Source organism: Reyranella sp. (assembly GCF_004297265.1).
Taxonomy (GTDB): Bacteria; Pseudomonadota; Alphaproteobacteria; order Reyranellales; family Reyranellaceae; genus Reyranella.
Genome location: NZ_SCUT01000010.1, coordinates 136,377 through 153,285, shown reverse-complemented (window position 1 = coordinate 153,285; position 16,909 = coordinate 136,377). Strand labels below are relative to the sequence as shown.

The following is a 16,909-nucleotide window of genomic DNA, read 5'->3' as shown; positions in this document are numbered from 1 at the left end:
TAAGAATCCTACCTCAGGGAGGAAAAAATGCTTCGTTCCGGAACGTCCAAGCCGTCGCGTCGTAATGTGCTGAAGGGGGTCGGAATGGCCACTGTCGGTGCGTCTTTGGGTGCTTCCCTGCCGCCGGTAGGTGCGGCTCACGCGCAGAGCGCGCCGGCGGCCGCCAAGGGCCCGAAGCTGCTCGAAATGGACGGAAAGGCCAAGCTCGCGGTCCTGGGTGACAGACCGCTCGTGGCCGAGACGCAGGCCGAGCTGCTCGACGACAACGTCACGCCGACCAACAAGCTGTTCATCCGCAACAACGGGCAGGTGCCCGACATTACGGGCGATCCCAAGGCTTGGAAGGTCAAGATCGACGGCGAGGTCAACACGCCGATGGAAATCAGCGTCGGCGACCTGATGACCAGGTTCCCCGCTGTCACCTACCAGCTCATGCTGGAATGCGGTGGCAATGGCCGGTCCTTCTTCACGCCCGAGGCGCGCGGCAACCAGTGGACCAACGGCGGCGCGGGTTGCCCGATGTGGACCGGCGTGCGCCTGGCCGACGTGCTGAAGGCCGCCGGGCTCAAGTCCTCCGCCATCTATACCGGCGCCTATGGTGCCGATCCGACCCTGGCCGGCGAAACCAACAAGCCCTCCATTTCGCGCGGTGTGCCGATCGCCAAGGCGATGGAGGAACACTCGCTGATCGCCTTCAAGCTGAACGGCCAGGACCTGCCGCTGATCCACGGCGCACCGGTCCGCCTCGTGATCCCCGGCTGGCCCGCTTCCGCGTCGACCAAGTGGCTGAACCGCATCTGGATCCGCGACAAGGAGCACGACGGCCCCGGCATGGGCGGCTTCTCCTACCGAGTGCCGAAAACGCCGATCGTGCCGGGCAGCAAGGGCAACGAAAAGGACATGGCGATCCTGGAATCGATGCCCGTGCGCTCGATCATCACCTTCCCGGCCGACGGCTCGAAGCTCACGTCGCGCAAACTCGACCTGCGCGGCCATGCCTGGGCCGGCGACTTCGACATCAAGACCGTCGACATCTCGACCGACTATGGCGTGACCTGGAAGCCCGCCAAGGTCGACGCGCCGGCCAACAAGTATGCGTGGCAGAACTTCAGCGCCTCGATCGAACTGCCGACCGCGGGCTACTACGAAGTGTGGGCCAAGGCGACCGACAGCAAGGGCGTGACCCAGCCCTTCCAGGCCGCCAACTGGAACCCGCAGGGATACGGCGCCAATCCGATCAACCGCATCCGGGTGCTCGTCGAATCTTGACCCGCCTCAACGTGATCCACGCCGCCGTCATCGGCCTGACGGCGACGTTCCTGCTGCTCGCCTTCGATCGCGCCGGCGCGCTGCGCAGGGATCAGTATGTCCACGTGCCGCCGGCACCGAAGGTCGCGGCGGCACCGGCCGTCGCCGATCCCGACAAGGGCAAGCCGCCGCCGCACAACGACACGGTCGAGGACCTGCCCGAGGGCAAGAACCGCGAGCTCACGTTCTACACGTGCACGGCCTGCCATGGCGTGGCGCTGATCAAGGCCCAGGGTCTGACGCGCGACCTCTGGGATTCGACCATCGACCTAATGCTGGAAAAGCATCGCATGCCGCCGATCAAGGCCGAGGAGCGGACGGAGATCCTCGACTATCTCGCCGAGACCTTCCCGCCCCGACGCAAGGGCCGCGGCAGCGACAATCCGTTTTTGAAATGAGGCGGGCGGCGGCTAAGCTGTCGCCTTCGCCCATTTCTCAGACCAGACATGCAGTGGCAGGAACAGCCGCAGCAGCTCGTTGCCGAGCGCCGTGAGCCGATAGCCCGTCGCCTCGTCCAGCTCGACCAGCTTTGCCTCGCGCAGCTCTGCCAGCCGCGTGTTCACGATGGTCGGGCTGGCGCCGATCAGATCCTGCAGCTCGCGGAAGCGCCTGGGTTCCTCGCGTAGCTCCCAGACGATGCGCAGGGTCCAGCGCCGCCCCAGCAGGTCGAGCAGCGCCATGATCGGGCGGCCGGTCGTCGAGCCGCGCACCCTCTTCACCATCTATTACACTCCGTTACTACATTTTCTGTAGCAAACCGCATCGCTCATTGCTACGGAATATGTAGCAAAGACACCGGAGACCCGCCATGCCCCGCATCGCTCCCGCCGAAGAGCCTTATCCGACCGAGATCGCGGCTGCTCTTGCGCGCACCATGCCTCCAGGCGTTGCGCCGCTGGTCCTGTTCCGGACGATGGCGCGCAACCCGCGCGTCTTCGGGAAGATGTTTGCCGGCGGCCTGCTCGACAAAGGCACGCTGTCGCTGCGGCAGCGCGAGGTCGTGATCGACCGCACGACGGCGCGACTCGGGGCCGAATATGAATGGGGCGTTCATATCGCCTTTTTCGCCGAGAAGGTCGGCTTCGATGCCGAGAGGATCGCCGCGACGATCCACGGCCCGGCCGATGCACCCTGCTGGTCGGACGATGAACAGGCGTTGCTGGCCGCCGTCGACGATCTGGTCGACCGTCACACCATCGGCGACGAGACGTGGACTGAACTCGCCGCGCATTTCGACGAGGCGCAAATCCTCGAAGTGATCGCGCTCGCGGGCTACTACCACACGATCAGCTTCCTCTGCCGCGCCCTCGACCTGCCGCTCGAGGGCTACGCCGCGCGCTTCCCTAGCGCTTCGTGAGACGGTCGATCGCCAGGATGAGGAGGCCGATGACAAGGCCCCAAAAAGCCGAGCCGATGCCGAGCAGGCCGATACCGGAGACGGTGACGGCCAGCGTCCCCGCTGCCGCAAGCCGGTCCTGATCGCCCGAGAGGGCCGATCCCAGCGCGCCCGCGGTCGATCCCAGCAATGCCGTGCCCGCGACCGTCGCAAGCAGCGCCGGCGGCAGCGCCATGAACAGCCCCACCACCGACGCGCCGAACAGCGCGATCAGGCCCCAGAACAGGGCGTAGAACGGGCCCGTCATCCAGCGCTTCGCCGGATCTGGATGCGCGTCCGGGCCGGTGCAGATCGCGGCCGAGATCGCCGCGAGGTTCGATGTGTGGGCGCCCAGGAACGCGCTGACGAGCGACGCGACGCCCGTGACCGCGAGGATGGGTTGGACCGGCGGCTGGTAGCCCGAGGCGCGCAACACGGCAAAGCCGGGCAGGTTCTGCGATGCCATGGTCACGAGGTAGAGCGGCACGCCGAGCCCCACGACTGTGGCGACATCCCACGCCGGCATCGTCAACACCACGGTCGAGAAGCCGAGCGGCGGCAGCGGTTTCACCATCCCCATCGACCAGGCGAGCAGCGCACCCGCGACCAGGACGACCAGCGAGGCGAGCGTCGGCAGGAAGGCGCGCGACACCAGGAACAGCAGGAGCAACGGCAGGACCAGCACGGGCGCCGTCGGCACGTGCTCGAACATGGCCATGACCAGACGCAGCAGGACGCCCGCCAGCATGGCCGCCGCAATGCTGGCCGGAATCCTCTCGATCAACCGCCCGAGCGGCCGCACCGCCGCCGTGAGCAGGATCAGGAGAGCCGCCAGCACGAAGGCGCCGACCGCTGCGGCAAAGCTCGGCACGCCCGAGGTCGAGGCGAGGAGCGCGGCTCCGGGCGTCGACCAGGCGGCGATGATCGGCATGCGGTAGCGCACACTCAGGATCAGCGCGCTGACCGCCGTGGCGATGCCGAGGGCCGAAACCCACGAACTTGCCTGCTCGGGCGTGGCGCCGACGCCCTGCGTCGCCGCCAGCACCACCGGCAGCGCCCCGCCCGCACCGGCGATGGTCGCAACCAGAGCGGCGGTCGCGACGGAGACGAGTCCAGCCGATTTCAAGGGCGCACGCCTGTCGATTTCGAAACCATTGTCATCCCGAGCCACAGGCGAGGGACCTTTACTCGGTATTGCGAAAGGTCCCTCGCTGCGCTCGGGATGACAAGAGAGGTCGGTTGCTCGCCGTGCGTCGGATTACGCATTCGCCCGTTCGACCATCGCCTGCAGCAGGATCTGCGCGCCGGCGCCGACGTCGCTCTTGCTCGCATCCTCGATCTCGTTGTGGCTGACACCGTCCTTGCAGGGCACGAAGACCATCGCCGTCGGGGCGACGCGGCTGACATAGCAGGCGTCGTGGCCGGCCCCGCTCACGATGTCCATGTGCGGATAGCCCGCCTGCTCGGCGCCGCGGCGCACCGCATCGACCAGTTCCTTGGCGAAGGGCGACGGCGGGAAGTACCAGATCTGCTCGATCTTCACCTCGAGACGATGGCGCTTCGCGATGTCCGCCGCGGCGGCGCGCATCTCGGCGTCCATCCTGGTCAGCTCGCCATCGTCGGGATGACGAAAGTCGACCGTCATGAAGACGCGGCCGGGGATGGTGTTGCGCGCCTGCGGGTGGCTCTCGATGACGCCGATGGTCGACCGGCCATTCGGCCGGTTGCCGATGGTGCGGGCAGCGACAATCAACTCGGCCGCGCCGACCAGCGCATCGCGGCGGCCCTCCATGGGCGTCGTTCCGGCGTGGCTTTCCATGCCCGTCCAGCTGATCTCGTACCAGCGCTGCCCCTGGGCGCCGGTGACGACGCCGATCGTCTTCTTTTCGCGCTCCAGGATCGGCCCCTGCTCGATATGCGCCTCGAAGAAGGCGCCGATCGGCCGGCCGCCGACCGGCTCCTTGCCGTCATAACCGATCTGCTTCAGCGCCTCGCCGAAGGTGACGCCGTCGCGATCCTTGATCGACAGCGCATGCTCCAGAGTAAAGGCGCCGCCGAACACGCCCGAGGCGACCATGGCAGGTGCAAAGCGACAGCCCTCTTCGTTGGTCCAGACCGCGACCTCGATCGGCGCCTCGGTGACATAGTTGGAATCGTGCAGCACGCGCAGCACTTCGAGCCCCGCCATCACGCCATAGGCGCCGTCGAACTTCCCGCCGGTCGGCTGCGTGTCGAGATGACTACCGGTCATGACGGGCGGCCTGGCCGGATCACGGCCCTCGCGACGGGCAAAGACGTTGCCCAGCTGGTCGACCTTGATCGTGCAGCCCGCCTCCCTGGCCCAGCGCACGAACAGGTCGCGCCCCTGGCGGTCGAGATCGGTCAGCGCGATGCGGCACACGCCGCCCTTCTCCGTCCCGCCAATCTGGCCCAGCTCCATCAGGCTCGACCACAGGCGATCAGGATCGACACTGAGATTTGGGCGGTCGGCGGTGGTCATGGTGACTCCGTTGTCAGCAAGCCGTTAACGGACTAAATTCAGTCCAAGGTCAGGAGGACCCTACCATGAAATACTCCACCCGGATCAAGCCCATCAGCTACCTCAAGGCGAACGCGGCCGAGGTCGTGCGCGGCCTCGCCGAAAGCGGCGAGCCGATGATCATCACACAGAACGGCGAAGCGACCGCTGTCATTCAGGACATCGCCAGTTACGAGGAGACGCAGGAGACACTTGCGCTCCTCAAGATCCTGGCGCTGGGCGAGCAGCAGGTCAGAGAAGGCAAGACTGTTCCCGCCGCGAAGGCGATGCGACGGTTCCGCGACCGGATCAAGCGGACAAGAGCGGGGGAATGAAGCGCTATACGGTGATACTGACCGAGCAGGCCCTTCTCGATCTCGACGACATTGCCCGCTACATCGCGCTCCACGACTTGCCGGAAAAAGCCGAGCACGTCGCCAATCGAATAGAGGAAGCACTCGCGTCGCTGGCCAGCTTGCCGGACCGCGGACAGTATCCGCGGGAGCTTCTGACCCTGGGCAACCGCAGCTTCCGAGAAATCCATTTCAAGCCCTACCGCATCGTCTATCGCGTCTATGAGCGAGAGGTCGTTGTATTCCTCATCGCGGACGGTCGGCGCGATATGCGTGCCCTGCTGGCCAGACGCCTGCTGGGCGCCTAGGCCAGTGCTGGCAGGATCGGCCGCACACCGCTATTGCTCGGACCTCACAACATTGGATGTGTAACCGCATGCTTCCGCTGTCCGATACGCTCGTTCTCGACCTGACGCAGGTCATCGCCGGCCCGACCGCCGGCCAGATCCTGGGCGACATGGGCGCCAACGTGATCAAGGTCGAGCCGCTCAATGGCGAGCATTTCCGGCCGCATTTCGGCGGTGCCTGGGTGCCGTCGATGAACCGCAACAAGCGCGGCCTGGCGATCGACCTGCGCAGCGAGGGCGGGAAGGACGTTCTGATGCGCCTCGTGAAGAAGGCCGACGTGTTCATGGAGGCTTTCACGCCGGGCGTGATCGACAAATTGGGCTTCGGCTGGGACGTCGTGTCGAAGGTCAATCCGCAGACGATCTATGCCTCGATCTCCGGCTATGGCCAGACCGGCCCCTACTCGCCGCGTGCCGGCTACGATCCCTGCATCCAGGCCGAGATCGGCCTGATGGATGCGACCGGCCCCTACCAGGGCGAGATGTGCCGCGTCGGCACCGCCCCGATCGACTACTCGACCGGTCTCGCCTGTGCCGGCGGCATCGCCTTCGCGCTGCTGCACCGGATCAAGACCGGCAAGGGCCAGCGGCTCGACCTGTCGCTGTTCGACGTCGGCATGCACCTGATGAGCCACTGGATCACCAACCATGGGCTCACCGGCGAGAACCCGGAGCGCATGGGCACCTCGAACACGATCCTCTGTCCGCTGCGCGTCTTCCCGACCAAAACCCAGCCGGTGTTCGTAGCCGGCACCAACGACGCCTTCTGGCGTCTGCTCTGCACCGCCTTGGGCAGGAAGGACTGGCTGGACGACGAGCGCTTCAAGACCAACGCCGGCCGAGTCGCCCATCGCGGTATCCTCGAGCCGATGATCGAGGCCTATTTCATGGAGCACACCGCCGACGAGCTTCTGGACAAGCTCATTCCCGCCGGCATGCCCTGCTCCGCCGCCTACAAGGTGAGCGACGTGATGGCGAGCGACCACGCCAGGGCGCGCGGCAGCGTGCTGGAGATCGACTATCCCGGCATCGGCCCCGTGAAGTCGGCCGCCAACCCGATCAAGCTTTCCGCCGCCCCCGTCGAGACGCGGCAGAAGTCGCCCGGCATCGGGGAGCACACGGTCGAGATCATGCGCGAGGTGGGCTATAGCGATGACGAGATCGCCGCGCTGAAGTCGGCGAAGGCCATCGCGACGACCTGAGGTCCTCCCGTGAAGATCGTCTATTCCGAAAAGCACGCCCAGCACGATCCGCAGAACTTCGTGGTGCGCGGCACAAAGCAGCGCAGCGCCGAGCAGCCGGAGCGCGCCACGCGCCTTCTGGCCGCCGCCAAGGCCTCCGGCCATACGATCCTGCCACCGCGGTCGTACGGTCCGGCGCCGGCCGCCACGGTGCACACGCCGGAATACATCGACTTCCTGCAGATCGCCGCGCGCGAATGGGCGAAGCTGCCGGGCTCCAGCGCCGAGGTCGTGCCCAACGTCCATCCGGCGCGCGCCCATGCCTCCTACCCGAAGGCGCTGGCCGGCCGGGCCGGCTGGCACCAGGTCGACCTGGCCTGCCCGATCGGCCCGCACACCTGGGAGGCAGCCCTCGCCGCCACCGAAGTCGCCGCGACCGTGGCCGACATGGTGCTGGCGGGCGAGAGCCACGCCTACGCGCTCTGCCGGCCGCCCGGTCATCACGCCTATGCCGACATGGCGGGCGGCTTCTGCTTCCTGAACAACACCGCTGTGGCCGCGCAGAGACTGCGCGGCAAGCACGAACGCGTGGCGATCCTCGACGTCGACGTGCATCACGGCAACGGCACGCAGGGCATCTTCTACGAGCGCGACGATGTGCTCACCGTCTCGATCCACGCCGATCCCGACTATTACTATCCCTTCTTCTGGGGCCATGCGCACGAGCACGGCGCCGGCACGGGCCAGGGATTCAACCTCAACCTGCCGCTGCCGCTGGGCTCGCCCGACGTGCCGTGGCTCGAGGCCGGCGACAGGGCGCTCGCGCGCATCCGCGAATTCCAGTCGACGGCGCTGGTCGTGGCACTGGGCCTAGACGCCAGCGAAAGCGATCCGCTGCAGGGCCTCAAGGTCACCGGCGCGGGCTTCCATGCCATGGCCGAGAAGATCGCACGCCTGGGCCTGCCGACGGTGCTGGTCCAGGAAGGCGGCTATCTCGGCGACGATCTCGGCCGCAACCTGGTGCAGTTCCTCACCGGCTTCGAGAAGGGCCGCGGCGCCTAGCGCTTCACGTCAGTCGCCGCCATTTCCGCCGACGACGTAGACGGTGAGCTTCTCGGGCAGCGTGTCGTGCGCGACCTCGATGGTGCGGCGGTCGGGCCAGATGAAAACGGCGTCCTGGTCGGCCATCAGCTCCTCGAAGCGCGCGACCTGGCCGCGTCCCCAATAGTGCATCGGCAGCACGATGCGCGGCTGCACCTGGCGGATGACCTCGACCATCACCGGCAGGCCGACCGTGTAGGCGCCATCGATCGGGACCATCAGCACGTCGATGCGGCCGAGCTCGTCGAGATGGTCCTTGGTCAACCGGTGATGCAGATGCCCGAGATGGGCGATGCAGAGATCGCCGATGGTGAAGGTGAAAATCGAGTTGCCGTTGATGCGCGCGGAGCCCCCGCCCCAGTCGCGCGCATTGGTCGGCAGGTTCGTCACCTTGAGGTCCTTGAGCGAGACGTCGTGGCGCGCCTCGGTCTGTCCGGCCTCGCTCGGCCAGCCGCGCAGCACGTAGGTGATCCCCTCTTCGGGCGTGTCGGTGTAGTGCGTGGAGTGCGCGTTGTTCATCGTCACGATGTCGGGCTTGCGGCCGAAGCCGTTCAGCCCGTTGTAGTCGGTGATGGCGCGCACGCCCTGAGGCGTGTCGATCTCGAAGCTGGCATGGCCGAGGAAGGTGATGATGGCGCGGCTCGCCGTGTCCGCCGCCATCTGCGCCCCGTCGAGCGAGGCCATCTGTGTGCCGCGGCCCTGCAGGGTGGGACCGAGCTCGACCAGGTTCTTGGAACAGCGGGCCAGCGCCGGTCCTGCCAGCAGGGCGAAGGCGGTGGCGCACAGGGCGGCAAGGGACAATCGAAGAGTCATGGGACCTCCATGAGACGCGCACCACCGATCCCGCCGTCGGCCATCGTCAATATCAGCGAGGGGAACGATCATCTCAATCGATTTGTCTCACGGCCTGGTCGACGACTTCCATGTCGAGGATGGCCGTCTCGCGTGAACTGTCTTTTGCCAAACTCCATATGTGGAAAGCGGCACTCGGACGGATGGCACTGATCAGGAGCTGATTGACGGCCGGCTTCGTCCGCAACTCGATGAGCCGGGTCCGCGGATTGTCGTTGAACAGCATCAGGTGCAAGGCCGAACCGGAAGTGCCTGCGACATGGGTCGCGTTTGCAACGAGGGCGACCTGCTCCTCGAACGGCAGGGTCTCGGGTTGCAGGATCTCGTAGCCACGCTTGCGGAACAGGGCCTCCGCCTCTTCTTCATTCGAGATCACGGCGCGTGATCTGCCGGACATCCTCTCCGGCGAGAGGCTCTTCCGGCTGAAATAGACCTTGGCCGGTGTCGGCGGCCTGCCCGCCCGACGCTTCAGTATCCTCTCCCTGACATGGTCGAAGGCAATGCCCATTCCGGGCGATGCCTTGATCCCCTGCCAGAACTGCGACGCCGGAAGGACGAGTCTCGAGACTAGCACGTCGTTCATGGTGATCCTGATTCGCGCAACGTCGACATCGAGGGCTGCAAGGATGATGCGGGCGAAGGGGGGCAGGTTGGCCTGTTCGCTTCTGCGGTGAAACAGCAGAAGGGCTGAAGGGTCGGCCTCCGTCAGATACCAGGCACGCTGCATGGACTCCAAAAGGAAGTGCCCGAAATGATCGGAGAGAGGCCCCATGTATATGCATGTCCCGTCAAGCCGGGGGGCTTGCCTGACGCGGGCCTCCTCGATCACGGGGGGATTGGTGCGTCTTGGCACGCGATGTCCGGTCAGCGAGTCGTACTCAAGGAATTCGGACACGATCCTGCGGTCGTCGCGATACACCGCACCGGCGTAGTGGGTGGCGGGCGGCAGTGTCGGATGGCGATGGCCGGATACGAAAGCCGACGAGATGGGCTCGGCGGTCATGGGAATGGTTTCGACGGCCGGCGAGAGGATCGCGCGCCGCTTGTGAAAGTAGATCGGTCCACCGATGAGCCATTTCCCGGATTTCGATGGCTCCTCCATCGGCGGTTCAGGCCTCTGCCCCCGGGGCTCATGAAGGATGGAGGACAGTTCCCGCCATTCAAGCAGACCCAGCGAGTTTTCGGCGGCGAGCATCCGTCGTCGCAGGCGACGCCTCCGTTTGCGCTCATCGCGAGGGGTGTTCAACGGTGCGCCCTGACCTGACATCCGTGCGTTCTCTGTACTTCCCCAGCCAGATGAACTTGCCACGCTGCGGGAGGACGGCAGCTTTTCCCGGATGCACTCGATATGCCAGTCCTGGGACCGTTGACTCACGATTGTGAAGCAACTAGAACAAAACAAGAACTTTTAACCCACAGCCTATCCACCAGACCAACGAGGGGGACGATGCCTGTCATTTCCCCGAGTGCTTTTGCTTCCCCTGATCCAAGGGCTGCCAATGACCTGGCGGCTTTGGTCCCCGCAGCCCTGCGGGAAAAAGTAAGGCGCCTGGAGAGGGCGAACAGTATCCAGAGAAGCGGTAAAGCGGCGGCGGTTCCCGTTGGGATTCCGGCCATCGATGTCCTGTTGCCCGAAGGCGGGCTGCTGACGGGCGCCCTGCACGAGATCGAGGCCGGGCCTGGTCCTTCCGGTCGCGTGGCCCCTCATGATGGCGCCGCTCTCGGCTTCACCGCCCATCTCCTCGGGCGCTTCGGCCCCGGTACGATCCTGTGGTGCCGCCGTCCCACCGGCCGCTTCGATGCCGCCCCCTATGCGCCCGCGCTGTCGGCCTGGTTCGATCCGGCGCGCCTGCTGATGGTCACGGCGCAGCGCGACGAGGATCTCTTCTGGGCCATGGAGGAAGGGCTGCGCTGTCCCGGCATTGCCGCCGTACTGGGCGAGACGCGGGCCGCCGATCCCACGGCCGGTCGCCGCCTGTCGCTCGCCGCCGAAAAGAACGGCGTGCCCGCCCTGCTGCTGCGCGCGCAGCCCGCGCCGCCGCAAAGCGTATGCGCGACGCGGTGGCGGGTCGCCTCCGCCGCATCGGCCTCGATGCCGGGCCTCACCGATGTCGGCGCCGCGCGCTGGCGCCTCGAATTGCGGCGCAACCGCTTCGGCACGCCGTCCGCCGCCGAAACACCGTCCTGGCTCCTGGAGTGGAACGATGAAACGCATTGTCTCGCTGTGGTTCCCCAAGCTCTCCACGGATCGCCTAGCGCGCGCTTCCAGGAAAGACTGGTCGGATAGGGCCGCCGCCGCCGTCGCCTGGCATGACGGCTGCCCACGCCTCGCCGCCATCAATCCGCATGCCCGGGCTGCCGGCCTGCGTCCGCGCATGCGGCTGGCCGATGCGCGTGCCCTGCTGCCCGACCTCGTCACCGAGGCGGGGGAACCGCAGGCCGACTGCCGCCTGATCGAGACGATCGCGGGGTGGTGCGATCGCTACACGCCCTGGGTGGCCATCGACCCGCTGGGCGGCGCCCTGGCCGAGGATATCGAGACAGCGTGCAGCGCCGGCGGATTCGGCGGCGATGCCGGCCTGCTGCTCGACGTAACGGGCTGCACGCATCTCTTCGGCGAGGGCGAGAGCGGCGAGCGCGCATTGCTGGCCGATCTCGTCATGCGCCTGGCCCGCCGTGACCTTTCCTGCCGCGCCGCCATGGCCGACACGGCAGGCGCTGCCTGGGCTCTGGCGCGCTTCGCCGAACGCCAGGCCGATCTCCACTGTCCCGCACGCGGCCAGCGCGATGCGCTCGCGTCGTTGCCGGTCGAAGGGTTGCGTCTCGATCCTCCGACCATGGAAACCTTCCTGAAGCTCGGCCTGCGCCGCATCGGCGATCTCTATCCCATGCCGCGGGCACCACTCGTCCGCCGCTTCGGCGAGCTGCCGCTCAATCGTCTCGACCAGGCGCTGGGTGCGCTCGCCGAGCCGATCGAGCCGCGCCGCATCCCACCCGCTTTCCGCACGCGTCTCGCCTTCGCCGAGCCGATCGGCCGGGCCGAGGACATTGCCGCCGCGACCAGCCGTCTGCTGGCCGCCCTCTGTCACCAGTTCGAGCAGGCCGGTGTCGGCGCGCGCCGGCTCGAGATCGCGCTCTATCGCGTCGACGGGTCGGTCGACCGCACCTCGATCGGCACCAGCCGGCCCAACCGCGACAACCCGAAGCTCATGAAGCTGTTCGAGGAAAGACTGGACGAGCTCGATCCGGGGTTCGGCGTCGAGCTGATGATCCTGTCGGCGCCCGAGGTCGAGGCGTGGAGCGGCACGCAGGATGCGCTGCCCGACCAGGAGTCGCCCGGCATCGCCTCGGGCGTGGACGGCACGATTGATCTCGCCGACCGGCTGGCGCTGCGGCTGGGCGCGGGAAATGTCGTGCGGCTTCTGACACGCGACAGCCACCTGCCGGAGCGCGTGCAGATCGCCGCGCCCGTTTCGTCGAAGCCTGCCGCGACGGGCGCCTGGCGTCGTGCCGCCGATCTCAAGGGGGCGCGGCCGACGCGTCTGCTGCAGCGGCCCGAACCTGTCGAGGTCACCGCCTTCGTGCCCGACGATCCGCCCTCGGTCTTCCGCTGGCGGCGGCATGCCCATCGCATCGTGCGCGCCGACGGGCCGGAGCGGATCGCCAACGAATGGTGGCGGCCCCGGTCCGACGGCACTCATCCGCCGGCCGGCATCCTGCCGCCGGTCCGCGATTACTACCGCGTCGAGGACGACGATGGTGGCCGCTTCTGGCTGTTCCGCGACGGGCCTTACCAGCTCGCCGCCAACGGTCAGCCGACCGCCCGCTGGTTCCTCCACGGATTCTGCGCCTGAGGGGAGAGGGAAATGGAGACAGTCACAGCAACGGCCAAACGGGGCACCACGCTCACCATCCGCGGTCTCGATGTCGCGATCATCGAACGGCTGAAGATCCATGCGCGCGCCAAGGGCCGCTCGCTCGAAGCCGACCTGCGCGACCTGCTGACCTACGCGTCGGGCCAGCCGCTGGTGCTCGATCCGCTGGAAGAGGCCGACCGCATCGCCGCCATGACACCACGGATGACCGTCGCCCAGATGGGAGATGGCAAGTGATCGTCGTCGTCGATCCCGGCGTCGCCATAAAGTGGTTCGTCGAGGAGCCGCTGCGGCCGCAGGCTCGCTCGCTGCTGGCGAACCGCCACGAGGTGATCGCCCCCGACATCCTGATCGCGGGCGTCGCCGAACTGGCCTGGCAGAAGGCGACGCGCGGCGAGATCACGGTCGAGCAGGCCGAGCCCATCGTCCGCAACATCGCGCTGCCATCTTTCGTCTCGGCCTTCGTCGAATCGCCGCAGCTGCGCAACCGCGCGCTTGCCATCGCGCTCCAGTGCAGCCGGCCGGTGCACGAGTGCTTCTATGCCGCCTGCGCCGAGGCTGCCCAGGCGCCGCTGGTCAGCGCCGACGAGGATTTCCTCCATGCCTTGCGAAGCGAAGGCATCCCGGTGCGCGGCGTGCCGCTCGCCCGGGCGGACGAACTCGTCGATCCCTGACGCCATGGACTACGCCGAGCTCCAGGTCACGACCAATTACAGCTTCCTGCGCGGCGGCTCGCACCCGCAGGAACTGGTCGAACGCGCGATCGAACTCGGCCATACCGCCATCGGCATCACCGACCGCAACACGCTGGCCGGCGTCGTGCGCGCCTTCGCTGCCTCGCGCGGTGAGAGGCCCAAGGACCCCAAGTGCGACAGGATCAAGCTGCTGGTCGGCAGCCGCCTCGAAACACGCGACGGCTATTCGCTGCTCGCCTATCCGACCGACCTCGACGCCTACAAGCGTCTCTCCCGCCTGCTGACCCTGGGAAACCGGCGCACCGGGAAGGGCCAGTGCGACATCGGCTTCGACGATCTCGCGGAACATGCCGAAGGCCTGCTGGCGATCGTGCTACCGCCCCGCAAGCCCGAGGATCCGGCCTTCCGCGACCGGCTGCGCGCCCTGGCCGGGTTGTTCGGCGACCGCTGCTATCTCGCCGGCACCATGCTGTTCCGAGGCGACGATGCGCGGCGCCTGGCCCAGCTCGACGACCTCGCCACCGGGATGGGGGTGAAGTTCGTCGCCACCAACGACGTGCACTATCACGTCCCCGAGCGGCGGGCCCTGCAGGATGTGGTGACGGCCATTCGCCTCGGCTGCACCGTCGAGGAGCTGGGCTTCCGCCGCTTCGCCAGCGCCGAACGCCACCTCAAGGAGCCCGCAGAGATGGGGCGTCTGTTCCGCCGCCATCCGCACGCCATCGCGCATACCCAGGAGATCGTGAAGCGCTGCAGCTTCTCGCTCCGGCAGCTCACCTACCAGTACCCGGTCCTCTACGAGGGCGGCGAGACTCCCATGGACAAGCTCACGCGCCTCACTTGGGAGGGGGCGCACTGGCGCTATCCGGGCGGCGTTCCTGAGGAGGTGACAAGCACGATCCAGAAGGAATTCGCGCTCATCGATCTCAAGAAGATCGCGCCCTACTTCCTGACGGTGCACGAGATCGTGATGGAGGCCCGCAGGCGTGGCATTCTTTGCCAGGGGCGCGGCTCTGCCGCCAATTCCGCCGTTTGCTATTGCCTCGGCATCACGTCGGTAAATCCTGCAGAGACCGACGTCCTGTTCGAGCGTTTTCTCTCCAATTCCCGCGATGAGCCGCCCGACATCGACGTCGACTTCGAGCACGAACGTCGCGAGGAGATCATTCAGTGGATCTACGAGGAGAAGCATCGTTCGAAGGCCGCCCTGGCCGCCACGGTGATCTCCTTCCGGAGTCGCAGCGCCATCCGCGAGGTCGGCAAGGTCCTGGGCCTCTCGCCCGACACGGTGGGCGTGATGGCCGACACGGTGTGGGGCATGGGGTCGAGCGGCGTGAAGGTCGACCATGTGCGGGAAGCAGGCCTCGACCCGATGGACCCGCGCATCATGCTGGCGCTCGAACTGTCGTCAGCCTTGTGCGGGTTTCCCCGTCACCTCTCGCAGCATGTCGGAGGCTTCGTTCTCACCCAAGACCGGCTCGACGAACTGGTGCCGATCCAGAACGCGGCGATGAAGGACCGCACCGTCGTCGAGTGGGACAAGGACGACCTCGACGTACTGGATATCTACAAGGTCGACGTGCTGGCGCTCGGCATGCTGACCGCGTTGCGCAAGGGCTTCGCCCTCGTCGAGAAGCATTTCGGAGAGAAGCTGTCGCTCGACATGCGGCCAACCGACGAGAATGTTTACGAGATGCTGTGCCGTGCGGACTCGGTGGGTGTGTTCCAGGTCGAGAGCCGGGCGCAAATGTCGATGCTGCCGCGGTTGAAGCCCAGGAAATATTACGATCTCGTCGTCGAGGTGGCGATCGTGCGCCCCGGCCCCATCCAGGGCGGCATGGTCCATCCTTATCTGAAGAACCGCGCCAATCCCGACGCCGTCGCCTATCCCGGGCCGAAGCTTAAGAAAGTCCTCGAACGTACGCTGGGTGTCCCCCTGTTCCAGGAGCAGGCGATGCAGATCGCCATCGACGGGGCGGGTTTCACCCCCGCGAAGGCAGACGAACTGCGGCGCGCCATGGCGACGTTCCGCCACAACGGCACCATCTACAAGTTCAAGACGCCTTTCATCGAGGGTATGAAGAAGAACGGCTATGAGGAGGAATTCGCCGAACGCTGCTTCAAGCAGATCGAGGGATTCGGCGAGTACGGCTTCCCCGAAAGCCATGCCGCGAGCTTCGCGATCCTGGTCTATGCCTCGTCGTATATGAAGCATCATTACCCCGAGGTCTTCGCTGCGGCCCTGCTCAACTCCCAGCCGATGGGCTTCTACGCACCGGCCCAGCTCGTGCGCGACGCGAAGGAGCACGGCGTCGAAGTGCGTCCGCCCGACATCAACGCCAGCGACTGGGATTGCACCTTGGAGCCGGGACGGAACAACCGCTGCGCCCTACGCCTTGGCCTGCGACAGGTGACGGGTCTTTCCAAGGAAGCAGCGGAGCGGATGGTCGTGCGCCGTGGCACTGCGTCTTATCGAGATGCTGCGGACCTATGGCGGCGCAGCGGCCTTACCAAACGGCAGATTGTAGCGTTGGCTCGCGCCGATGCCTTCGCGTCCCTCGGCCTCACGCGCCGCGACGTTTTGTGGGCCGTGCGCGGCTTCTCCGACGGGCAATTGCCGTTGCTCGACATGCGGCAGGGGGTGTGCGACCAGGAACCTGCCGTCACCCTTCCCGCCCTGACGCTCGGCGAACAGGTGGTGGACGATTACGGCAGCTTCTCGATGTCGTTGCGGTCCCACCCGATGGAGCTGCTGCGGGCAACTTTCGCGCAACGCGGCATATCCAGCAGCGAAGCGCTCAAGACGTCGAGGAATGGCCAGTTCATGACCTTGGCGGGTCTCGTCCTGGTCCGCCAGCGACCCGGCACGGCTTCGGGCGTGGTATTCGTCACCCTTGAAGATGAATTCGGCATCGCCAATCTCGTGGTCTGGCCCAAGGTGTTCGACGCTCATCGTCGCATCGTCATGGGCGCGCGCCTGATGGGCGTGCGCGGTCGCATCCAGTGCCAGGGCGAGGATGACTACAAGGTGATCCATCTGGTCGCCGAGGAAGTGTGGGACCTGTCGGCCGAGCTCGATTCGATCTCCGAACTCGACTTGTTCCATCTGACAAACGGTCGCGGCGACGAGGTCCGCAGCGATCCCGGCGATCGCCGGGTGAAGGTCGCGGAAGCCAACGCCACGCGCCATCGTTCGAGCCGGCATGTTCCCGAAAAGCCGGCCAGCCAGCCGAAGTACGACCGAAACCGCATCGTCCTCGACCGGCCCAAAATCCGCATCCAGAGCCGGGACTTCCACTGACGC

General features: G+C 66.6%; 17 protein-coding genes. 12 read left to right on the top strand and 5 right to left on the bottom strand.

The window, feature by feature from the left end; all coding sequences use genetic code 11:
• The first annotated feature begins 27 nt into the window (after positions 1-27).
• Positions 28-1,269: a sulfite oxidase gene (locus EPO41_RS04465; RefSeq protein WP_296321014.1), complete on the top strand. Its 1,242-nt coding sequence runs from the start codon at positions 28-30 to the stop codon at positions 1,267-1,269.
• Positions 1,266-1,706: a hypothetical protein gene (locus EPO41_RS04460; RefSeq protein ID WP_296321011.1), complete on the top strand. Its 441-nt coding sequence runs from the start codon at positions 1,266-1,268 to the stop codon at positions 1,704-1,706. Before EPO41_RS04465 ends, EPO41_RS04460 begins: the two co-directional genes overlap by 4 nt.
• Before the next feature lie 12 nt (positions 1,707-1,718).
• Here the strand turns inward: EPO41_RS04460 and EPO41_RS04455 are convergent, their stop codons facing one another.
• On the bottom strand, positions 1,719-2,030 hold the full coding sequence (locus EPO41_RS04455) for a helix-turn-helix domain-containing protein (protein WP_296321009.1): 312 nt from the start codon (positions 2,028-2,030) through the stop codon (positions 1,719-1,721).
• Between the two features lie 86 nt (positions 2,031-2,116).
• On the opposite strand from EPO41_RS04455, the gene EPO41_RS04450 reads away from it, so the two are divergent.
• A complete protein-coding gene (locus EPO41_RS04450) occupies positions 2,117-2,665 on the top strand; it encodes a carboxymuconolactone decarboxylase family protein (RefSeq protein WP_296321007.1) in 549 nt (182 codons plus the stop codon).
• On the opposite strand, the gene EPO41_RS04445 is transcribed toward EPO41_RS04450, so the two are convergent.
• Together EPO41_RS04445 and EPO41_RS04440 are read right to left on the bottom strand one after the other, a co-directional pair.
• Positions 2,652-3,809 (bottom strand): benzoate/H(+) symporter BenE family transporter, encoded by a 1,158-nt coding sequence (locus EPO41_RS04445; protein ID WP_296321004.1) that lies wholly within the window; start codon positions 3,807-3,809, stop codon positions 2,652-2,654. The two genes, EPO41_RS04450 and EPO41_RS04445, sit on opposite strands and share 14 nt — an antisense overlap.
• A gap of 132 nt (positions 3,810-3,941) precedes the next feature.
• Complete coding sequence (locus EPO41_RS04440; RefSeq protein ID WP_296321001.1) at positions 3,942-5,183, bottom strand: Zn-dependent hydrolase; 1,242 nt, start codon at positions 5,181-5,183, stop codon at positions 3,942-3,944.
• 65 nt (positions 5,184-5,248) lie between these two features.
• On the opposite strand from EPO41_RS04440, the gene EPO41_RS04435 reads away from it, so the two are divergent.
• From EPO41_RS04435 to EPO41_RS04420, 4 genes are all read left to right on the top strand, one after another.
• Positions 5,249-5,536, top strand: a complete 288-nt coding sequence (locus EPO41_RS04435; protein ID WP_296320999.1) for a type II toxin-antitoxin system Phd/YefM family antitoxin — start codon at positions 5,249-5,251, stop codon at positions 5,534-5,536.
• A complete protein-coding gene (locus EPO41_RS04430; RefSeq protein WP_296320996.1) occupies positions 5,533-5,862 on the top strand; it encodes a type II toxin-antitoxin system RelE/ParE family toxin in 330 nt (109 codons plus the stop codon). Before EPO41_RS04435 ends, EPO41_RS04430 begins: the two co-directional genes overlap by 4 nt.
• Before the next feature lie 68 nt (positions 5,863-5,930).
• A complete protein-coding gene (locus EPO41_RS04425) occupies positions 5,931-7,103 on the top strand; it encodes a CaiB/BaiF CoA-transferase family protein (RefSeq protein WP_296320993.1) in 1,173 nt (390 codons plus the stop codon).
• A 9-nt stretch (positions 7,104-7,112) separates the two neighbouring features.
• Positions 7,113-8,144 carry a histone deacetylase family protein gene (locus EPO41_RS04420; protein ID WP_296320990.1) on the top strand — a complete coding sequence of 344 codons (1,032 nt, stop codon included), beginning with the start codon at positions 7,113-7,115 and terminating at the stop codon, positions 8,142-8,144.
• Between the two features lie 9 nt (positions 8,145-8,153).
• Here EPO41_RS04420 and EPO41_RS04415 read toward each other — a convergent pair whose 3' ends face one another.
• Positions 8,154-8,996 carry an MBL fold metallo-hydrolase gene (locus tag EPO41_RS04415; RefSeq protein WP_296320987.1) on the bottom strand — a complete coding sequence of 281 codons (843 nt, stop codon included), beginning with the start codon at positions 8,994-8,996 and terminating at the stop codon, positions 8,154-8,156.
• A gap of 73 nt (positions 8,997-9,069) precedes the next feature.
• Positions 9,070-10,230 carry a glycosyltransferase family 61 protein gene (locus tag EPO41_RS04410; protein ID WP_296320983.1) on the bottom strand — a complete coding sequence of 387 codons (1,161 nt, stop codon included), beginning with the start codon at positions 10,228-10,230 and terminating at the stop codon, positions 9,070-9,072.
• A gap of 432 nt (positions 10,231-10,662) precedes the next feature.
• Between EPO41_RS04410 and EPO41_RS04405 the strand changes: the two genes are divergently transcribed.
• The 5 genes from EPO41_RS04405 to EPO41_RS04385 are packed head-to-tail and all read left to right on the top strand — an operon-like array spanning position 10,663 to position 16,906.
• Positions 10,663-11,322 (top strand): damage-inducible mutagenesis protein, encoded by a 660-nt coding sequence (locus EPO41_RS04405; RefSeq protein WP_296320981.1) that lies wholly within the window; start codon positions 10,663-10,665, stop codon positions 11,320-11,322.
• On the top strand, positions 11,240-12,889 hold the full coding sequence (locus EPO41_RS04400; protein ID WP_296320979.1) for a DNA polymerase Y family protein: 1,650 nt from the start codon (positions 11,240-11,242) through the stop codon (positions 12,887-12,889). Before EPO41_RS04405 ends, EPO41_RS04400 begins: the two co-directional genes overlap by 83 nt.
• 12 nt (positions 12,890-12,901) lie before the next feature.
• Positions 12,902-13,147 carry a hypothetical protein gene (locus tag EPO41_RS04395; protein ID WP_296320977.1) on the top strand — a complete coding sequence of 82 codons (246 nt, stop codon included), beginning with the start codon at positions 12,902-12,904 and terminating at the stop codon, positions 13,145-13,147.
• Positions 13,144-13,584 carry a type II toxin-antitoxin system VapC family toxin gene (locus EPO41_RS04390; RefSeq protein ID WP_296320975.1) on the top strand — a complete coding sequence of 147 codons (441 nt, stop codon included), beginning with the start codon at positions 13,144-13,146 and terminating at the stop codon, positions 13,582-13,584. Before EPO41_RS04395 ends, EPO41_RS04390 begins: the two co-directional genes overlap by 4 nt.
• Positions 13,585-13,588: 4 nt before the next feature.
• Entirely contained in the window at positions 13,589-16,906 is a 3,318-nt protein-coding gene (locus tag EPO41_RS04385; protein ID WP_296320973.1) for an error-prone DNA polymerase, read from the top strand.
• Positions 16,907-16,909: the final 3 nt, after the last annotated feature.

Excerpts from the sequence above, each read along its gene's own strand:
- EPO41_RS04465 (WP_296321014.1), top strand. The coding sequence starts at position 28 with ATGCTTCGTTCCGGAACGTCCAAGCCGTCGCGTCGTAATGTGCTGAAG.
- EPO41_RS04455 (WP_296321009.1), bottom strand. The coding sequence starts at position 2,030 with ATGGTGAAGAGGGTGCGCGGCTCGACGACCGGCCGCCCGATCATGGCG.
- EPO41_RS04450 (WP_296321007.1), top strand. The coding sequence starts at position 2,117 with ATGCCCCGCATCGCTCCCGCCGAAGAGCCTTATCCGACCGAGATCGCG.
- EPO41_RS04440 (WP_296321001.1), bottom strand. The coding sequence starts at position 5,183 with ATGACCACCGCCGACCGCCCAAATCTCAGTGTCGATCCTGATCGCCTG.
- EPO41_RS04435 (WP_296320999.1), top strand. The coding sequence starts at position 5,249 with ATGAAATACTCCACCCGGATCAAGCCCATCAGCTACCTCAAGGCGAAC.
- EPO41_RS04430 (WP_296320996.1), top strand. The coding sequence starts at position 5,533 with ATGAAGCGCTATACGGTGATACTGACCGAGCAGGCCCTTCTCGATCTC.
- EPO41_RS04425 (WP_296320993.1), top strand. The coding sequence starts at position 5,931 with ATGCTTCCGCTGTCCGATACGCTCGTTCTCGACCTGACGCAGGTCATC.
- EPO41_RS04415 (WP_296320987.1), bottom strand. The coding sequence starts at position 8,996 with ATGACTCTTCGATTGTCCCTTGCCGCCCTGTGCGCCACCGCCTTCGCC.
- EPO41_RS04410 (WP_296320983.1), bottom strand. The coding sequence starts at position 10,230 with ATGCTCGCCGCCGAAAACTCGCTGGGTCTGCTTGAATGGCGGGAACTG.
- EPO41_RS04400 (WP_296320979.1), top strand. The coding sequence starts at position 11,240 with ATGAAACGCATTGTCTCGCTGTGGTTCCCCAAGCTCTCCACGGATCGC.
- EPO41_RS04395 (WP_296320977.1), top strand. The coding sequence starts at position 12,902 with ATGGAGACAGTCACAGCAACGGCCAAACGGGGCACCACGCTCACCATC.
- EPO41_RS04385 (WP_296320973.1), top strand. The coding sequence starts at position 13,589 with ATGGACTACGCCGAGCTCCAGGTCACGACCAATTACAGCTTCCTGCGC.